Source organism: Microbacterium sp. CGR1, from assembly GCF_051062835.1.
GTDB lineage: Bacteria > Actinomycetota > Actinomycetes > Actinomycetales > Microbacteriaceae > Microbacterium.
Genome location: NZ_JAOTPG010000002.1, coordinates 338,843 through 356,758 on the forward strand (window position 1 = coordinate 338,843; position 17,916 = coordinate 356,758).

Annotated in this window: 16 protein-coding genes; 7 read left to right on the forward strand and 9 right to left on the reverse strand. The window is 68.5% G+C overall.

Annotation, left to right across the window (positions count from 1 at the left end; genetic code table 11):
• Positions 1-52: 52 nt before the first annotated feature.
• Both OD997_RS16560 and OD997_RS16565 read left to right on the forward strand, forming a co-directional pair.
• Positions 53-1,072 (forward strand): GNAT family N-acetyltransferase, encoded by a 1,020-nt coding sequence (locus OD997_RS16560; RefSeq protein WP_434332663.1) that lies wholly within the window; start codon positions 53-55, stop codon positions 1,070-1,072.
• A gap of 59 nt (positions 1,073-1,131) precedes the next feature.
• Positions 1,132-2,109, forward strand: coding sequence for an o-succinylbenzoate synthase (locus tag OD997_RS16565; RefSeq protein ID WP_434332664.1), 978 nt, complete (start codon positions 1,132-1,134; stop codon positions 2,107-2,109).
• Between the two features lie 7 nt (positions 2,110-2,116).
• Here the strand turns inward: OD997_RS16565 and OD997_RS16570 are convergent, their stop codons facing one another.
• Positions 2,117-2,740 (reverse strand): TetR/AcrR family transcriptional regulator, encoded by a 624-nt coding sequence (locus OD997_RS16570; protein ID WP_056515859.1) that lies wholly within the window; start codon positions 2,738-2,740, stop codon positions 2,117-2,119.
• 121 nt (positions 2,741-2,861) lie between these two features.
• On the opposite strand from OD997_RS16570, the gene OD997_RS16575 reads away from it, so the two are divergent.
• The 3 genes from OD997_RS16575 to OD997_RS16585 all read left to right on the forward strand — a co-directional run bounded on the left by OD997_RS16575 (position 2,862) and on the right by OD997_RS16585 (position 8,313).
• Entirely contained in the window at positions 2,862-5,651 is a 2,790-nt protein-coding gene (locus tag OD997_RS16575) for an MMPL family transporter (RefSeq protein WP_434332665.1), read from the forward strand.
• A complete protein-coding gene (locus tag OD997_RS16580) occupies positions 5,648-7,531 on the forward strand; it encodes a YhgE/Pip family protein (protein ID WP_434332666.1) in 1,884 nt (627 codons plus the stop codon). Before OD997_RS16575 ends, OD997_RS16580 begins: the two co-directional genes overlap by 4 nt.
• 185 nt (positions 7,532-7,716) lie before the next feature.
• The gene (locus tag OD997_RS16585) at positions 7,717-8,313 is read left to right on the forward strand and encodes a 2'-5' RNA ligase family protein (RefSeq protein ID WP_434332667.1); all 597 of its coding nucleotides are present in this window, start codon (positions 7,717-7,719) and stop codon (positions 8,311-8,313) included.
• 31 nt (positions 8,314-8,344) lie between these two features.
• Here OD997_RS16585 and ccsB read toward each other — a convergent pair whose 3' ends face one another.
• The 5 genes from ccsB to OD997_RS16610 form a co-directional block, all read right to left on the reverse strand.
• A complete protein-coding gene (gene ccsB, locus OD997_RS16590) occupies positions 8,345-9,334 on the reverse strand; it encodes a c-type cytochrome biogenesis protein CcsB (protein WP_434332668.1) in 990 nt (329 codons plus the stop codon).
• Between the two features lie 4 nt (positions 9,335-9,338).
• Positions 9,339-11,162: a cytochrome c biogenesis protein ResB gene (resB, locus tag OD997_RS16595; protein WP_434332669.1), complete on the reverse strand. Its 1,824-nt coding sequence runs from the start codon at positions 11,160-11,162 to the stop codon at positions 9,339-9,341.
• Positions 11,163-11,190: 28 nt separating this feature from the next.
• A complete protein-coding gene (locus OD997_RS16600; RefSeq protein WP_434332670.1) occupies positions 11,191-11,970 on the reverse strand; it encodes a cytochrome c biogenesis CcdA family protein in 780 nt (259 codons plus the stop codon).
• 16 nt (positions 11,971-11,986) lie between these two features.
• The gene (locus tag OD997_RS16605) at positions 11,987-12,640 is read right to left on the reverse strand and encodes a TlpA family protein disulfide reductase (protein WP_434332671.1); all 654 of its coding nucleotides are present in this window, start codon (positions 12,638-12,640) and stop codon (positions 11,987-11,989) included.
• A gap of 64 nt (positions 12,641-12,704) precedes the next feature.
• Complete coding sequence (locus OD997_RS16610; RefSeq protein WP_434332672.1) at positions 12,705-13,109, reverse strand: MerR family transcriptional regulator; 405 nt, start codon at positions 13,107-13,109, stop codon at positions 12,705-12,707.
• A gap of 6 nt (positions 13,110-13,115) precedes the next feature.
• Between OD997_RS16610 and OD997_RS16615 the strand changes: the two genes are divergently transcribed.
• Positions 13,116-14,069, forward strand: a complete 954-nt coding sequence (locus tag OD997_RS16615) for an NAD(P)/FAD-dependent oxidoreductase (protein WP_434332673.1) — start codon at positions 13,116-13,118, stop codon at positions 14,067-14,069.
• Between the two features lie 24 nt (positions 14,070-14,093).
• Here the strand turns inward: OD997_RS16615 and OD997_RS16620 are convergent, their stop codons facing one another.
• On the reverse strand, positions 14,094-14,723 hold the full coding sequence (locus OD997_RS16620; RefSeq protein WP_434332674.1) for a histidine phosphatase family protein: 630 nt from the start codon (positions 14,721-14,723) through the stop codon (positions 14,094-14,096).
• A gap of 1 nt (position 14,724) precedes the next feature.
• On the reverse strand, positions 14,725-15,099 hold the full coding sequence (locus OD997_RS16625) for a DUF5684 domain-containing protein (protein WP_434332675.1): 375 nt from the start codon (positions 15,097-15,099) through the stop codon (positions 14,725-14,727).
• A gap of 130 nt (positions 15,100-15,229) precedes the next feature.
• On the opposite strand from OD997_RS16625, the gene aspS reads away from it, so the two are divergent.
• Positions 15,230-17,011, forward strand: coding sequence for an aspartate--tRNA ligase (gene aspS / locus OD997_RS16630; protein ID WP_434332676.1), 1,782 nt, complete (start codon positions 15,230-15,232; stop codon positions 17,009-17,011).
• A 55-nt stretch (positions 17,012-17,066) separates the two neighbouring features.
• On the opposite strand, the gene OD997_RS16635 is transcribed toward aspS, so the two are convergent.
• A complete protein-coding gene (locus OD997_RS16635; protein WP_215169286.1) occupies positions 17,067-17,894 on the reverse strand; it encodes a sulfite exporter TauE/SafE family protein in 828 nt (275 codons plus the stop codon).
• Positions 17,895-17,916: the final 22 nt, after the last annotated feature.

Consider the following 17,916-nt stretch of genomic DNA (forward strand, 5'->3'; position numbering starts at 1 on the left):
TCACACATTTATGTAGTGCCCGTCGACCACGCCTACGAAGTACCGTGGGCGCATGACCATCGAGATCTCGCGCATCGATCCGTTCGATCCCGTCGACGTCGACGCATGGTGGGATGCGTACGCGACCGCCGAGCGTGCCGACCGCGGCACGGATGCCGTCGTCTGGTCGCTCTCCGAATGCCGCAGCGAACTGCAGCAGGAATCCGCCGTGGTCGATCGGCGCGCGTACCTGCTGCGCGACGGCGACGAGGTGGTGGGTTCCGCCAGCCTCGCGCTGCCACTCAAGGACAACACGCACACAGCCCACCTCGCGGTCAGCGTTCCTCCGCGCCATCGACGGCGCGGGATCGGGTCCGCCGCGCTGGCGTTCCTCGAGGGCGAAGCCGTGGCATCCGGCCGCACCACCGCGCACGGCTCGACCTCCTGGCCCTACGAGCGCGGTTCGGAGGGGACCGGGTCGCCCGGGCGCGAGTTCGCCCGAGCCCGTGGATACGCTCTCGCCCTCGGCGACGTGCAGAGCAGACTCGTCCTGCCCGTCACCCCCTCGCTGCTCGACCGTATCGAGGCCGAGATCGCCGGCTCCACCGACGGCTATGAGATCCGCAGCTGGGTCGGCCGGATCCCTGACGATGTCGTGGAACGCTGGACGATCCTCGACGCCACGCTCGAGACCGAGGCACCGACCGGCGACCTCGACATCGAACCGCAGAAGCCCGACGTCGACAGCATCCGCGAGAGCGAGGATCTGATCGACCGACAACGGCGCCTCTCGTTCGGGACCATCGCCCTCGCCCCGGACGGCGCTGCGGCCGCATACTCCCAGCTGGTCGTCTCCGCCGATGACGGGAACGCGTACCAGTGGGGAACCCTTGTGCGCACAGCCGACCGCGGGCATCGTCTCGGCATCGCCGTGAAGGTCGCCAATCTGCGGATGCTGCACCGAGAGGCACCCCGCACGACAGCGGTCTACACCTACAACGCCGAGTCCAACGCGCACATGCTCGCCGTCAACACGCTGCTCGGCTTCCGGCCGAGCGAGCGACTCGGCGAGCTGCAGAAGCGACTGACCTGACCCACCGCCTTCGGCACGGCGGATGCCGTCGGAGCGCGGGCACAGAGCAGAATGAGCACATGCTCCCACCGCTCGCAGACCTGCTCAGCTCGGCCCGGATCGTCGCACTGCCGATGCACACCCGATTCCGCGGTGTAGACACCAGGGAGGCGCTGCTCTTCGAAGGACCGCAGGGATGGGCGGAGTTCTCCCCGTTCCTCGAGTACGAGGATGCAGAGGCTGCGACCTGGCTCGCGGCCGCGATCGATTTCGCCTGGAGGACGCAGCCAGAGCCGCTGCGCGAGCGGATCGGAGTCAACGCCACGATCCCGGCGATCGAAGCCGCACAGGTGGCGGAGGTGCTGGCGCGATTCGCCGGATGCCGCACCGCCAAGGTCAAGGTCGCTGAGCCCGGCCAGACTCTCGCCGACGACATCGCACGCGTGCGAGCCGTACGCGAGGCCATGGGCCCTGAGGGACGCATCCGCGTCGACGCCAACGGCCTGTGGAACGTCGACGAGGCCGAGCACGCGGTGCATGCCCTCAACGAGTTCGATCTGGAGTACGTCGAGCAGCCGTGCGCCACTGTGCCCGAGCTCGCCGAGCTGCGCACCCGCGTGAAGTACATGGGCATCCCGGTCGCCGCCGACGAGAGCATCCGCAAGTCATCCGACCCGCTCGCGGTCGCTCGCGAGAAGGCCGCCGATCTGCTCGTGATCAAGGCCCAGCCGCTCGGCGGCATCACGCACGCGCTGCAGATCATCACGGCCGCCGGCTTGCCGGTCGTCGTCTCCAGCGCACTCGACACCGCAGTCGGTCTCTCTCAGGGTGCGGCTCTCGCTGCGGCACTCCCGACCCTCGACTACGACTGCGGTCTCGGCACCGCGTCGCTCTTCCTCGACGACGTCGCCGACCTCCGCCCCGTCGACGGCTCGATCCCCGCCGCGCGCGTCACCCCGGATGCAGCGGCGCTCACGCGTCTCGCAGCCTCGGGCGACCGTCGCGACTGGTGGCTCGATCGCCTCGCGCGGTGCTACGCCGTGCTCGACGGCCGCTGACCGACGCTCACTCGGCGAGGAGCAGCTGCACGAGCCTTCCGAGTTCCTCACTGCCCGAGTGGCGCAGCTGGTCGGAGTCCTGACCGGCCATCGCGCCGCGAACGGTCATGCCCTCCCAGATGATCATGAGCATGCGCGCCGCTTCGTCGGCCGGGATCTTCAGTTCGAGTGCACTCACCGAGACGATGTCGGTGATGATGACGGCGATGCTCGAGACCATCTCGCGCTCCTGCACGAGGTAGGCGGCACCGAACTGCGCGTCCCGCAGTGCACGGATGCGGATCTCGCTCATCAGCATCACGCCGAGGCGGTCGTCGCCGCCCGCATCCATGATGCGCTGGACGAGCTCGACCGGATCGCACCCCTCTGAGAGGCCGCCCTCTGCGGCGATCTCCTCGACGCGGGCGCGCACGGCGCTGACGCGCTGCTCGGCGACGCTTCCGGCGAGCATCAGGAACAGCTCGTCCTTCGACTCGAAGTTCGAGTAGAACGCGCCGCGCGTGAATCCGGCACGGTCGCAGACCGCCTCGACGGATGCACCATCGAGGCCGACCTCGGCGAAGACCTGCGCTGCGGCATCCAGAAGCCTGGCTCGCGTGTTCTCGCGACTACGGGTGGCGGGTGTCGTCATCGAATCCTCCTGCCTCTCATTCTCACACCCCGCACACAGACTCCGGGGCTCGGATCACCTTACGATACATCTATGTATCGGATACACCTGTGTATCCAACCCGGATCCTCTGAGGTGCTTCGTGTCCACACTCCTGTCCTCGCTCGGCCGCTGGTCCTACCGGCACCCGTGGCGTGTCCTCGTCTCCTGGCTCCTCGCGCTCGGCATCGCCGGTGCGGGAGCACTCGTTCTCGGAGCGGGCACCGACAACTCCTTCTCGATCCCCGGAACCGAGTCGCAGGCGGGTCTCGAGCAGCTCAACCGCTCGTTCCCGGCAGTCAGCGGAACCAGCGCGCAGATCATCGTGGTCGCGGCCGACGGCGACTCGATCACCGACGACACGTATCGGGATGACATCGAGGATGCCGTCGCCGAACTCGCCGATCTCGACGACTCCGTGCTCTCGGCCACCTCGCCGTTCGACGAGATGGTCAGCGGCATGATCAACGACGACGAGACCGCCGGGATCATCCGCCTGCAGTTCGACGGCCAGGCGAGCGACGTCTCGGACGCGACGCAGGACGACCTCCGAGCCGTCGTCGCCGACCTCGCAGGCGAGCTCCCGGCCGGCTCCCAGACCGCGCTCGGCGGCGACCTCTTCGCGACGTCCATCCCCGGCGTGACCCTCACCGAGGCGGTCGGGCTGCTGATCGCCCTGCTGGTGCTGATCGTCACGTTCCGCTCGTTCGTCGTCGCGGGGCTGCCGCTCCTCACGGCCATCCTCGGCGTGGGCATCTCGATGGCGGGCATCTTCGCCGCCACCGCCTTCGCCACGGTCTCATCGACCACTCCCCTGCTCGCCCTCATGCTCGGACTCGCTGTCGGCATCGACTATGCGCTGTTCATCATGGCAAGGCACCAGGACCAGGTCCGCGAGGGCGTCGACCCCGAGGAGTCGACGGCCCGCGCGGTGGGCACCGCCGGCTCCGCCGTGGTGTTCGCCGGAGTCACGGTGCTGATCGCGCTGATCGGACTCGGCTTCGCCGGCATCCCGTTCCTCACGACGATGGGCATCGCCGCATCCGCCGCGGTCGCCGTCGCCGTGGCGATCGCCGTGACCCTCACCCCCGCGCTGCTCGGCTTCATGAAGGGCCGCGTCGCCGGACGCCCGCGCAAGGCACCCAAGGCGAAGGAGGGCAAGCCCGCTCCTGCCCCGCGTCGACGGTTCAGCGAGCGCTGGGTGACCGGGGTGACCAAGCGTCCGATCCTCGTGTCGCTCGCCGTCGTGATCGGACTCGGCATCGTCGCGGTGCCGGCACTGAGCCTGAACCTCGCCCTGCCCAACGCCGGTGTGCTCCCGAAGGACTCCGAGGCCCGACAGAGCTACGACCTCGTCGGCGAGGAGTTCGGCCCCGGCTTCAACGGCCCCCTGATCCTCACCGGCACCATCGTCACCTCCACCGACCCGCTGGCCCTGATGGACGACCTCGGCGACGCGGTCGCGAAGATCGACGGTGTCAAGGAGGTCGCCCTGTCGACCCCGAACGAGACCGCAGACACCGGCATCGTGCAGATCATCCCCGAGACGGCCGCCGACGACCCGGCGACCGCGGATCTGGTGCGCGAGCTCCGCTCGCATCACGACGAATGGCTCGACGAGTTCGGCATCGATCTGAAGGTCACCGGGTTCACGGCCGTGGGCATCGACATCTCCGACCAGCTCGGCAATGCCCTGCTGCCGTTCGGCATCTTCGTGATCGGTCTCTCGCTGATCCTGCTGACGATCGTGTTCCGCTCGCTCTGGGTGCCGATCACGGCTGCAGCCGGCTACCTGCTCTCGATCGTCGCCGGATTCGGCATCGTGGGAGCGGTGTTCGAGTGGGGCTGGTTCGCCGACGCGCTGCACGTGGCGAAGGTCGGCCCCATCATCAGCTTCATGCCGATCATCCTCATGGGCGTGCTGTTCGGACTCGCGATGGACTACCAGGTCTTCCTCGTCTCGCGGATGCGCGAGGACTTCGTGCACGACCCCGAGGGCAGGAGCCCGGATCGAGCGACCCGCCGCGCCGCTGCGCTGCGTGCTGTGCGCACCGGCTTCACGGGCTCGGCCAAGGTCGTCACCGCGGCGGGGCTGATCATGTTCGCCGTGTTCGTGGCCTTCGTCCCCGAGGGCGACTCGTCGCTCAAGCCGATCGCGCTGGGTCTCGCCGCGGGCATCGCGATCGATGCGTTCCTCGTGCGTATGACGCTGATCCCCGCGCTCATGGCGATCCTCGGCGAGCGCGCCTGGGAGATCCCCGCCTGGCTGGAGAAGATCCTGCCCAGCGTCGACATCGAGGGCGAAGCGGTCGAGCGCGAACGGCACCTGGCCGCGTGGCCGGGAGATGATTCGGTCGTGGCCGCCGATGACCTCGTGCTCGCGGACGCCGGCATCGACCGGCTCCACATCCGACTCGCTCCGGGCGCTGCCGCCGTGCTGACCGGTTCTTCGGCCGGCGCGCTCCGCGCCCTGTCGCTGACGATCGCCGGGCGCGTGACGCCCGACGACGGCCGCCTCCGAGTGGCCGGACATCTGCTCCCCGGTCGGGGCGCCTGGGTGCGTTCGCACGTCGGCGCGGTGATGGCCACGGACAGCGGAAATCTGTCGAATGACCTGTCAGAGGCGCTACGCGGACGTCCTGCTCTCGTGGTGATCGACGGCGTCGACCGTCTCTCCCGTCCTGAGCGCGACCAGCTCGCTGCCCGTCTGCGCGACGCCCGCAGATCGACAGCGGTGCTGCTCAGCGCACTCTCTCCTGAAATCGCCCTCGACGTGCTCACGGATGCCGGGCGCAGCCCCGCCGATGTGATCGACATCGATGCACCCGCCGCACTCTCTTCCGCGCCTCACGGCACGGAAGAATCCTCCGAATCGACCGAGGTGAACGCATGACCCTCCCCATCGAGCGCGCCCGTTCGCGCAAGCCCATCACCTGGCTGACCATCCTCGGCATCCTGCTGCTGCCGGCGGCGGTCGGCGGCATCCTCGTCGCCGCGCTGCAGAACCCGACCGAGCGCCTGGACTCGATGACGGCAGCGATCGTCAACCTCGACGAACCGGTCGAGATCGACGGGCAGCTCACTCCCCTGGGTCGCCAGCTCGCGTCGGGGCTCGTCGAGGGCTCTGACGAACTGGACTCGAACCTCACCTGGGTCATATCGAACGAGGACGACGCGGCCGAGGGGCTCGCGGACGGCTCCTACCAGGCGGTCATCACGATCCCCGAGGAGTTCTCCGCTGCCGCGACGTCCGCAGGTCAGGCGATCTCGGACGGCGGAGGCGAGGCCGAGCAGGCGACCATTCAGGTCACCACCCCGGACGACGGACTCGTCGCGGATGACCTGATCACCAGCCAGATCGCGAATGTCGCGGCCTCGAGCATGGGCACGCTGCTGTCCGAGGCGACGACCGAGAACATCCTCGTCGGCTTCACCACGATCGGCGACCAGATCGGCGATGCCGCAGACGGCGCCGTGCAACTCGCCACCGGAGCGCGGGATGCCGCAACGGGTGCCGCAGCGATCCCTGACGGCGCCACCCAGTTGGCGTCCGGGGCTGCCGAGCTCGGCACGGGTGCCTCGTCGCTCGCCTCCGGTCTCGACACCCTCGCCTCGAAGACGCGGGAGGCCGCGGGCGGAGCCACGACTCTCGGGCAGGGGCTCACCGCAGGAGCGGCGGAGTTGCAGAGCCGCGCGGCCGGCGCGCAACAGGTCGCAACCGGTTCCGCAGGCGTCGCCGCGGACCTGAACAAGCTCTCGAGCGAGTGCGTGGCGAGTGGAGCGGCTCAGGCGTACTGCGACCAGATCGCCGCACTGTCGGTCGGCGCGACGAATACGGATGCCGGAGTACAGCAGCTCGCGGCTCTGCCGTCCACCATCGCCAACCAGATGGGCCAGGCCGGAGCCGGCGCGACGACTCTCGCCGACGGTCTCAACCAGCTCGCATCCCAGGGACTCGACGAGTCCGCCGCCGGTGCGCGCGCGCTGTCGAGCGGAGCGGGTCAGCTCTCCAGCGGAGCGACCGAGCTCGCGACCGGCGCCACGGAACTCTCGACCGGGCTCGACACCCTCGCGACGGGCACCGGCGACCTCGCCGGCGGCCTGCGCACAGCGGCCGACTCACTCCCCTCGTTCAGCGACTCGGAGTCGACCTCGATCGCCTCCGTGATCGCCGACCCGGTCGCGTCGAAGGGTGCCGACGGAGCGACCATCTTCGGCCCGACAGCCATCCCGCTGCTCGCCGCGGTCGTGCTGTGGTTCGGCGCTCTCGCCTCGTTCCTGGTGCTGCGCGCCCACACCGCCCGCACCCTGACGTCTCGTCGATCTTCCGCCGGACTCGCTCTGCGCGCATTCGCACCCGCCGCCGCGATCGGTGCGGCCCAGGGTCTGCTGGTGTCGCTGATCGTGCAGATCGTGGCGAGCTACGACGCCGGCACCTGGTGGGCGTTCGCCGGCATCGCGGTGCTCGCGGGAATCGTGTTCGCCGCCGTCAACCAGGCGCTGGTGGCGGTGTTCGGCGGTATCGGCCGGTGGATCAGCGCTGTCGTCGGCGTCCTCGCCATCGCGACGGGTCTGATCTCGACGGTGCCGGGATGGCTCGCCGACCTCGGAGCTGCGCTCCCGACCGCACCCGCCTTCACCGGCCTCATCGCCGCGACCGGAGGCGCCGCCGCAGGACTCGTCGTCTGGGGTGTGCTGTCGCTCGTCGCCACCACAGTGGCGGTGGCGCTGCGTCGCACCACCTCCGCCAAGGCGGCACTCGCGACCGCCTGAGCATCCATTCCCACCGTCCCTCCGGGCACCGTTTCGGACCTCAGCCGAGCACCGCTTCGGACGCCACCCGCTCACGCGCCGCGCATCGTCCTCGATGGGCGGCGCGTGGCGTATGCGCTCCGATTCCGTGCCCGCCGCACCGGATGCGGTACTCAGCCCTCTCCCGACGCACGTACGATCAGGAGATGCGCCGCCCCTTCATGACCTCGCCCACCCAGCTCGCTTCGCTGGAAGGGCAGCAGTACCTCGTGCTGCGCCCGACGAGGGCCGTCTCCGACGTCTACCGCGCCGAACAGAGGTCCGCGCTCGGCCGGATGGACGCCCCGCACCCGCACACCGAGCACGTCACGCTCCGCGCCTTCTACGAGCCCGAGAGGCGCGACGAGCTGCTCTCCCTGATCCGCGAATGGGCGGTGGCGCAGCGTCCGATCGAGGTCGTCGCCGAGGCCGTCGATGTGTTCCCGACGCCGTGGCAGACTGTGATCCTGCGATTGACGCGCACCTCGTCGCTCGTCTCCGCCTATGACAACCTCAGCGCGGCGCTCGAGGCCACCGACTTCCGTCGCCTCGATGAGCGCAGCACCGCGGAGTGGACTTTCCACCTCTCGGTGATCTACGCGAAGACCCTGTCGGTCGCCGCCTGGACCGAGCTGTCACACAAGTCGCGCCGATCACTGAGCAAGCGCCCCGCAGAGACCATCTCCGAAGCCGAGTTCGTCTGGTACGAAGACGGCGTCGAGCACTCCGAGGTGATCCCCTTCGGGCTCCGCTCGTTCCGGTGAACCGGGGTCGGCTGCTGGCCGGCCGGGCTGTCTAGCTGAGGCCCGAGTAGGCGTGCAGACCCTTGAAGAACACGTTCACGATCGTGAAGTTGAAGAGCACGGCCGAGAAGCCGACGATCGCGAGCCACGCCGAGGGGTTGCCGCGCCAGCCGCGCGTCGCACGGGCGTGGATGTATCCGGCGTAGAGCACCCAGATGACGAACGTCCAGGTCTCCTTCACGTCGAAGCCCCAGAACCGGCTCCAGGCGTAGTAGGCCCAGATGGATCCGGCGATGAGGGTGAACGTCCAGAGGATGAACCCGATGATCGTGAACCGGTAGGCCATGCTCTCGAGGCGGTCGGAACCCGGGAACGTGCGCAGGAACCCGGGGCCGGTCTTCTCGGCGCCCTCGGAGATCAGGCGCTCACGGCGGGACTGCATCAGCTGGATCACCGAGAGTGAGAACGCGAGAGCGAAGAACGCGGTGCCCAGCGACGCGACGAAGACGTGGATCACGAGCCACACGCTCTTGAGCGGGTCCATCAGCGGCGACACGTCGACGTAGAAGTTCGTGGCGGCGAGTCCGAGGAGGATCACGACGAGGCCCGTGATGAACGTGCCGAGGAAGCGCAGGTCGATGCGTGTGAGCACCACGAGGAACACCGCGACGATCAGGAGCGTGCCCATCATCGCGAACTCGTACAGGTTCGCCCACGGCACACGTCCTGCGGCGAAACCGCGGGTCAGGGTCGCCGCGAGGTGGAAGACGAATGCCAGGACCGTCAGCGAGGTGCCGATCCGGGCCATCACGAATCGCTGCGGGGCGGCGTCGGAGTCGGATGCCGCAGCGGCGCCCTTCGCGGTCTTGCCCCCGCGTGCGGCAGCGCCGGCACCGACGAGCTCGAACTCGCGAACGCTCGCCGAGTCGGCCGACAGCTGCGACCGGCGGGCGAGATCGAAGGCGAAGGCCACGAAGGCCGCCGCGTAGATCGCGATCGCCGTCCACAGCAGGATCGGCGAGATCACTTCGAGGTCGAACATGATGTCAGTCTACTTTCGGGATGTCGGATGCGGGGCGGTCGGGGTCGCCCTCGGATTCGGTCTCAGGTGTCGTGCCGGGCTCGATCTCGGGCTCCTCGGAGAGAGCCGCGGGCTCCTCGGCATCCGCGGACTCCTCGGCCTCTTCAGGCTCGGGCACAGCCGTGGTCACTCCCGCCGCGTCGAGCAGTCGGGCGTGACCGGCCACGAGGTCGTCGACGGCCGTTGCGAGCGTCGGGTCCTCACCTCGCGCGAGACCGGCGTACTCGATCGAGACGGCGCCGTCGGCGGCCGTCGCCTTGACCCACACACGGCGGCGAGGGATGAACAGCGCGAGCATCAGGCCGCCGAGGGCGAGCAGCGCGAAGCCGAGCACCCAGGGTCCGGAGGCATCGCGGTGGATCTGCAGCGAGGCGAATCGCTTGACCGACTGCGAGGCGTCGGTGGCGCCCGCCGGAGACTCGTCCTCGAAGGTGACGGTCCCGAGGCCGTTCGGCAGGTCGGCGGTCTGTCCGGGGGTGAGCTCGATCGACTCGAGGTCGGTCGTGCGCCCCGTGACCTTCGTCATGCCGGTCGTGTCGAGCACGTAGACCGACCGCGGGATGCCCTCATTGATGCCGAGGTCGCCCGTGTACACGTCGAGCGTGAGAGTGGGGTTCGTCAGCTCCGGGAAGCCCGAGACGAAGGCGCCGGTGTCGAGCGCCGCCGTGGTCGGGTAGAAGAAGCCGACCAGGCCGACCTGCTCGCTGAGGCCGTCGGGGATCTTGATGACGCCCAACGAGGTCATGTTGTTGTCCTGCGGCAGGAACGGCGTGCTGTTGGTGAACACGACGTCACCGTCGGCGTTGCGCACGGTGACGGTCGGCGCGTAGCCGTTGCCGAGCAGGAACACGTTGTCGTCGGCGACCCCGAGCGGCTCGTTCACCTTGACCGACCCGGTGCGTTCCTCACCGTTCTCCTGCACCGTGACGTTGGCCGAGAAGTCGCCCGCCTGCCCCGATCCGGGCTCGCCGAACGGCTGGTAGGTGACGTCGAAGCTGTCGAGACGCATCGAGTACGGCGCGAGTGCGCCGTCGCTCACGAAGCGTCCGCGGTTCATCGAGTCGTAGTCGAGCAGGGTGTTCGCGAAGGTCTCGCCCTCGACCAGCACGCGCTGACCCGTGTAGGCGAATCCGCCACCGACGCCGACCGTGATGAGCACGCCGACGAGCGCGAGGTGGAAGAGGAGGTTGCCGGTCTCGCGCCAGTAGCCGCGCTCGGCCGAGACCGACGACGATCGCTTGTCGTCATAGCGCTCGACGCGGTACCCGAGGGCTTTGAGCTGCTTCTGCGCGATGTCGATCGACGCTGCGGCCTCGGCCGGAGCATCCGTCGATGTGCGCTCGACCGCGCGGAAATCGGCGAGTCGCTTCAGACGCGCGGGAGTGCGCGGCGGTCGTGCCTGCAGGGCCTTGGCGTGGTGCTTGATGCGCGGGATGACGCAACCCACGAGAGAGGCGAACAGGAGCAGGTAGATGGCCGAGAACCACGGCGACAGGTAGACGTCGAACAGCTTCAGGCCGTCGAGGACCGGGAAGAGATCGGGGTTGTCGCGCTCCCACTGCGTGACACCGTTCGGGTCGGCCATCCGCTGCGGGAAGATCGAGCCGGGAATCGCGGCGATCGCGAGCACGAGGAGCAGGATCAGCGCGGTGCGCATCGAGGTCAGCTGACGCCAGCCCCAGCGCAGCCAGCCCACGAAGCCGAGGCGGGGCTGCGTGATCGACTCCTCGCCGTCGACGTGGTCTGACGGTCGGAGCGGATCGCTGGACCTGTCGGTAGTGCTGCTCACGTCATCCTTCCGATGCGTCTTCTTCTGATCAGAACGGGAGGGGGACACTGCTGATCACCGCCGTCAGTCTCGACATGATGTCGGTCCACAGACCGGTCACCATCAGCACACCGAGCACGATCAGCAGCACGCCGCCGATGATGTTCACGACGCGGATGTGCCGACGGAGGAATCCGATCGTCTTCGTGGCCCACCCGAATCCGAGCGCGACGAGCAGGAACGGGATGCCGAGGCCGAGCGAGTAGGCGAGGCCGAGGAACCCGGCGCGCACCGGGTCGCCGGCGTTGAACGAGAGCGCGATGATCGCGCCGAGGGTCGGTCCCATGCACGGCGCCCAGCCGATTCCGAGGGCGACTCCCAACAGCGGGGCGCCGATGATGCCCACCTTGGAGTCGACGTGGAAGCGGATCTCTCGCTGCGCGAACCCGAAGGCACCCAGGAAGATCAGGCCCATGACGATGATGAAAGCGCCGAGGATGCGGGTGATCAGATCACCCCAGCGGATGAAGAAGACCCCGAACGTGCCGCTGAGCACCGTGTAGAGGACGAAGACGACGGTGAAGCCCAGGATGAAGAGCAGCACGCCGAGCACCAGTCGACTGCGAGCGGGGGCCTCGACCGTCGAGACGGCGGTGCCGTCTGCGGTGTCCACCGCGCGGCGCGGAGCGACCGCTCCCCCGAGGAATCCGAGGTAGCCCGGAACCAGCGGCAGAACGCACGGCGACAGGAAGGAGACGAGGCCGGCGAGCATCGCGACCGGGATCGCGAGCCAGAGGGCTCCCGATCCGATGATGGCTTCGGGGTTCACGCCGCTCCCGAGAGACTCACGAGTCCTCCGCGAGGGCGTCCTTGACGAGCGTCGAGAGGATCGAGGTGCCGTCGATCGGGCCGATGATTCGCGCGGCGACCCTGCCCTGCTTGTCGAGCACGAGGGTGGTCGGTGTCGCCTGGATCGGCACGGAGGACGAGAAGGCGAGCTTCGCCTCGGCCGTGTCGACGTCGATCAGGCTCGGGTACGTGACGCCGAACTCGGCGGAGAAGGCCTTGGCGGTGTCGGCCTGGTCGCGGGTGTTGATGCCCAGGAACGCGACATCGTCGCCTCCGTGCTGCTGCCACACGCTCTCGAGGTCTTCCGCCTCGACGCGGCACGGCGCGCAACCGGCGTACCAGAAGTTGACGACCGTGACCTTGCCTGCGAGCTCCGAGCTCGAGAAGTCCTCACCGTTCTCGGTGACGCCGCCGAACTCGGCGACCGGCTCACCGCGGTCTGCGACGGGGATCTCGACGATCGCTCCGTCTGCGGCCACGTAGCCCGGGTTGTCACCGCTGAGGAACGAATCGTTCACGGGGTCGGGAGCGCAGGCGCTCAAACCGATGGCGAGTACCGCGGCGAGCGCGACACCGACCGCGCGGCGAGAAGGCCGGATGCGGGAGGAGCGGCCGCTGCGGATCGGACGAACCGTCGAGGCGAGTGGCACGATTCCCAGTTTACGCAGGGGTTCCTATGCATGGGCCGGACGCCCGAGGGCCGCAGAACACCGGTCAGAGGCGTGCCAGCACGTCGTCCACACTCGCGCGGAACCGAGGGCAGGTGGCGATGTCGTGCGAGCGGCATCCCATCGCATGCTCGGTCATCTCGCGGGAACGACGCATGTCCTCCATCCGCCTGTCGAGATCATCGAGATGCTGCTGCAGCACCTCGTGACGCCCGGCACTCCCGTCGTCGAGGAGCACGGCGATCTGGTCGAGCGTCATGCCCGCCGCCTTGCTGCGCTGGATCACCGCGATGCGCACGACCTCGTCCTGCCCGTAGCGTCGCCGGCCCGCAGAGTCGCGAGCGGGTCGCAGCAGACCGACCGTCTCCCAGTGCCGCAGCACGTTGGTCGGCAGCTCGAAGCGTGCCGCGACCTCTCCGACAGACCAGGGGCTCTCGACACTTGACTTCATGTTGACATGAAGTCACAGACTGGGGACGAACGCAAGCGCGACCCCTCGGGAGGACCCCACATGTACGACGCGATCGTCATCGGCGCAGGCCCCGCCGGCCTGCAGGCGGCACTGACACTCGGACGGATGCACCGGAGCACCCTGCTGCTCGACTCCGGCGAGTACCGCAACGGCACGGTGCGGCACATGCACAACGTGGTCGCGAACGACGGCACTCCTCCGGCCGAGTTCCGAGAGACGGCCAGGGCGCAGCTCGCCGAGTACTCCGACGTCGAGATCCGCGACATCGGCGCGCAGACCGTCACCGCTATCGAGGGCGGATACGGCGTCCTGCTCGCGGACGGGGATGCGGTCGACGCGCGCCACGTGATTCTCGCCACCGGAGTCGCCGACGACCTCCCCCCACTGCCGGGGCTGCAGGAGCTGTGGGGCACCAAAGCCTTCAGCTGCCCGTTCTGCGACGGTCACGAGCATGCGGGCCGCTCCATCGGCATCCTCGGTCCGGCTCCCCGCGCCGAGCACCTGATCGGTCTCCTCGGACGCATCGTCTCGGACATCACCGTCTTCCCCGTCGACCAGGGCTTCTCGGCCGAAGAGGCCCAGACGCTCGAGGCGCTGGGGGCCCGCGTCAGCGTCGAGACGGTGACCGCAGTGGCCCCGGACGCCGACGGCGTGCGCATCACGACGGATTCCGGCGAGCAGACCGTCGCCGGCGTCTTCGTGGCGGCGGGCTCGATGCGGCACCGCGCCCCCTTCGCCGACCAGCTCGGACTGCAGATGCTGCCGTCGGGATCGATCGAGATCGACGACTTCGGGCGCACCTCGCTGCCCGGCATCTTCGCCGCAGGCGATCTCGCCCATCGCGCATCGCTGCCGGGGCCGATGGCGTCCGTGCTGCTGGCGGCCGCCGCCGGTCAGATCGCAGCAGTCGGGGTCATTCAGTCGCTCATGACCAGCTGACCCTGAGCGGCGGATGCGGAGCGGTCAGACCGCTCCGACGTCGACCGCGCCGCCGGTCGCCGCAGGCTCGGCGTATGCGACCTCGCGCCACACGTCACCCACGAGCTCGAACGACGTGACGCTCGACAGCGCGCAGCGCCGGGTGCGCGGATCATGCCGGAGCGGCAGGCCCGCGACCCTGAGGTGTGTGATCCAGATCGGCGCCTGATGCGACACCATCACGACGTCACCGCCGCTCGCGGTCTGCCAGGCCTCACCCATCGCGCCCAGCATCCGCTCCGCGATCGACGTGTACGGCTCACCCCAGCTGGGCAGCGCCGGCTGCCGCAGATGCCACCAGTTGAGCGGGTTCATCAGCGAGCGGCGCATCTGCGTGCCCTCGAACACGTTCGTCGGCTCGATGATGCGGATGTCGATCTCGGGCACCAGATCGAAGCCGGAGGCGAAGGGTTCGGCCGACTCCTGCGCGCGCTCCAAGGGAGAGGAGTACAGCGCGGTGACCTGTCTCTCGAGCGAGGCGACGTGGTCGGCGGCCGCCTGGGCCATCTTCCGACCTGCCCTGCTCAGGTGATAGTCGGGCAGCCGACCGTAGAGGACGCGCTTCGGGTTGTGCACCTCACCGTGGCGGACGAGGTGCAGTCGCGACGCCGCCATCTCAGACCTGGCGGTAGCGGGACTCGCCGAAGCCGATGATCAGATACCCGATGTAGGGGAAGACGAACAGGAGGAAGAACGAGAAGAACCCTCCCTTTCCGAACCGCTCGCCGAGTTTGATCGCGACGATGATCCCGAAGATGAAGCCCACGATCGGGATGATGTAGAGCAGCGCGAGCCAGCCCGACATCCCGGCGATCTTCACGAGGAACACGATGTTGACGATGGGGATGATCGCCAGGATGCCGGGGTATCCCGCCTTCGTGAACACCTTCCACAGGCCGATGACGACGAGGACGTAGAAGGCGAGCGTGATGAGGCCCGTCGTGCCGGAGAAGATCTGGGTGTACAGATCCGAGATGCCGTTGGAGTCCATGGTGACCCTTTCGCTGGTCGAGCGGCTGTCGTGGCGATCCTACTGAGCGATATGCCGCGGGCGAAGGAGGCGACACCCGCGCACGTAGAATGGGCGGGTTCATCATTTCCCAGATCAGGAGGAATCCTCCGTGCTTCGCACCCACTCGGCAGGCTCACTGCGAGCCGAGCATATCGGTCAGACCGTCACCCTCTCGGGTTGGGTCGATCGCCGTCGTGATCACGGAGGAGTCGCATTCATCGATCTTCGGGATGCGTCTGGGATCGCCCAGGTCGTCATCCGTGATGAAGAGGTCGCGCATCCGCTGCGCAACGAGTTCGTCCTCAAGGTCACCGGCGAGGTGTCGCGTCGCCCCGAGGGCAACGCGAACCCGAACCTGCCGACCGGCGACATCGAGCTCATCGCGACCGACGTCGAGGTGCTGAACGAGTCCGCTCCCCTGCCGTTCCAGGTGTCGACGGCTGTCGCCGACACCGAGACGGTCGGCGAGGAGGCCCGCCTCAAGTACCGCTACCTCGACCTGCGGCGCCCCGCCGCGGCATCCGCTCTGCGCCTGCGCTCGAACGTCTACAAGGCCGTCCGCGACGTGCTGCACGGCGAGGACTTCACCGAGGTCGAGACGCCGACGCTCACCCGCTCGACGCCCGAAGGCGCCCGCGACTTCGTCGTGCCCGCTCGCCTGCACCCCGGCAGCTGGTACGCGCTGCCGCAGTCGCCGCAGCTCTTCAAGCAGCTGCTCATGGTCGGCGGCGTCGAGAAGTACTACCAGATCGCCCGCTGCTACCGCGATGAGGACTTCCGCGCCGACCGCCAGCCGGAGTTCACGCAGCTCGACATCGAGATGAGCTTCGTCGACCAGGAAGACGTCATCACGCTGATGGAGTCCCTCATCCAGGCGATGTGGAAGACGATCGGCGTCGAGGTGCAGACCCCGCTGCCGCGCATGACCTACGCCGAGGCGATGGCCAAGTACGGGTCCGACAAGCCCGACCTGCGGTTCGGACTCGAGCTCGTCGAGGCGACCGAGTACTTCAAGAACACCCCGTTCCGCGTCTTCCAGGCCGAGTACGTCGGTGCCGTCGTCATGCCGGGCGGCGCGAGCCAGCCCCGCAAGCAGCTCGACGCATGGCAGGACTGGGCCAAGCAGCGCGGTGCCCGCGGTCTCGCCTACGTGCTCTTCAACGAGGACGGTTCGCTCGGCGGCCCCGCCGCCAAGAACCTCTCCGAAGCTGAGCAGGCAGGGCTCGCGGAGTTCGTCGGCGCATCCGCCGGCGACTGCGTGTTCTTCGCTGCAGGGTCGACGAAAGAGAGCCGTGCGCTCCTCGGCGCCGCCCGCGTCGAGATCGGCCGCCGCCTCGGCCTGCTGAGCCCCGACGAGTTCGCCTTCACCTGGGTCGTCGACGCTCCGATGTTCGAGCCGGCAGCGGATGCCGTCGCATCCGGTGACGTCGCCGTCGGCGCCGGAGCCTGGACCGCCGTGCACCACGCGTTCACCGGCCCCAAGCCGGAGTTCCAGGACACGTTCGACACCGACCCCGGTTCGGCTCTCGCCTATGCGTACGACATCGTGTGCAACGGCTCGGAGCTCGGCGGCGGATCGATCCGCATCCACCGCGAAGACGTGCAGAAGCGCGTGTTCGAGGTCATGGGCATCAGCGACGAGGTCGCACAGGAGCAGTTCGGATTCCTGCTCGACGCGTTCAAGTTCGGCGCCCCGCCCCACGGCGGAATCGCGCTCGGTATGGACCGCGTGCTCCAGCACCTCTCGAAGACCGAGTCGATCCGCGACGTCATCGCGTTCCCGAAGTCCGGCAACGGCTTCGACCCGCTGACCGCGGCTCCCGCTCCGATCACGGCCGAGCAGCGCGCCGAGGCCGGCGTCGACTTCGAGCCCGAGGACGACGAGGCCTGACCCTCGCAAGACGAGGCCCTCTCCTGCTCAGGCGGGAGGGGGCCTCTTCGCATACTCAGCGCAGCGAGGCGAGCGCCGGAGCGATGTTCTCGTTCCACACGTCGACGCCGAGCTTCGCGATGAGGGCGACCACCACCACGAGGAACACGACGCGGATGAACGTCGTACCGCGAGAGATGGCCATCCGCGAACCGAGATAGCTGCCCGCGACGTTGGCGACCGCGAGGATCCCGCCCAGCAGCCACAGCACGGCGCCGTGCGGGATGAAGAGCAGCAGAGCACCGGTGTTCGTGGCCAGGTTGACGATCTTGGCCTTCGCGCTCGCCTGCAGGAAGTCGTAGCCGAGCAGCGCGACGAGCGAGATCACCAGGAACGTGCCGGTTCCGGGGCCGATCAGACCGTCGTAGAAGCCGATCACGAGACCTGACAGCCCCGCCATGATGTGGTGCTTGTGTCCGCTGAAGCGCAGCCGCGTCGCAGCTCCCATCTGCGGGCGGAAGGCCGTGAAGAGCGCGACGGCAAGCAGAGCGACCACGATGATCGGCTTGAAGGCGGCGGCGGGGAGGACTGTGGCGACGGCGGCTCCTCCGAACGATCCGACGAGTGCGATCGCAGCCATCGGCAGAGCGGTGCGGATGTCGGGTTTCGCGCGTCGATAGTAGGTGACGCTGCTTGTGGCGGTGCCGAAGACGGAGGCGAGCTTGTTCGTCGCGAGCGCTTGGATCGGCGAGATACCGGGGATCAACAGCAGAGCGGGGAGCTGCAGCAGCCCGCCCCCGCCCACGACGGCGTCGATCCATCCGGCCGCGAATGCCGCGACGACCACGAGGATCAGCGTGCCCCAGGTGAGCTGCTCGAGCCCGAGCACACTGCCGATGTCCATCCGTCCAGGATGTCAGACTGGG

What these genes read in the sequence shown, in the direction of transcription:
- OD997_RS16635 (WP_215169286.1), bottom strand. Translation starts at nt 17,894, where the DNA reads ATGGACATCGGCAGTGTGCTCGGGCTCGAGCAGCTCACCTGGGGCACG.
- OD997_RS16585 (WP_434332667.1), top strand. Translation starts at nt 7,717, where the DNA reads ATGCGCCGCCCCTTCATGACCTCGCCCACCCAGCTCGCTTCGCTGGAA.
- OD997_RS16560 (WP_434332663.1), top strand. Translation starts at nt 53, where the DNA reads ATGACCATCGAGATCTCGCGCATCGATCCGTTCGATCCCGTCGACGTC.
- OD997_RS16565 (WP_434332664.1), top strand. Translation starts at nt 1,132, where the DNA reads ATGCTCCCACCGCTCGCAGACCTGCTCAGCTCGGCCCGGATCGTCGCA.
- OD997_RS16610 (WP_434332672.1), bottom strand. Translation starts at nt 13,109, where the DNA reads ATGAAGTCAAGTGTCGAGAGCCCCTGGTCTGTCGGAGAGGTCGCGGCA.
- OD997_RS16580 (WP_434332666.1), top strand. Translation starts at nt 5,648, where the DNA reads ATGACCCTCCCCATCGAGCGCGCCCGTTCGCGCAAGCCCATCACCTGG.
- OD997_RS16615 (WP_434332673.1), top strand. Translation starts at nt 13,116, where the DNA reads ATGAAGTCACAGACTGGGGACGAACGCAAGCGCGACCCCTCGGGAGGA.
- OD997_RS16625 (WP_434332675.1), bottom strand. Translation starts at nt 15,099, where the DNA reads ATGGACTCCAACGGCATCTCGGATCTGTACACCCAGATCTTCTCCGGC.
- ccsB (WP_434332668.1), bottom strand. Translation starts at nt 9,334, where the DNA reads ATGTTCGACCTCGAAGTGATCTCGCCGATCCTGCTGTGGACGGCGATC.
- OD997_RS16620 (WP_434332674.1), bottom strand. Translation starts at nt 14,723, where the DNA reads ATGGCGGCGTCGCGACTGCACCTCGTCCGCCACGGTGAGGTGCACAAC.
- OD997_RS16570 (WP_056515859.1), bottom strand. Translation starts at nt 2,740, where the DNA reads ATGACGACACCCGCCACCCGTAGTCGCGAGAACACGCGAGCCAGGCTT.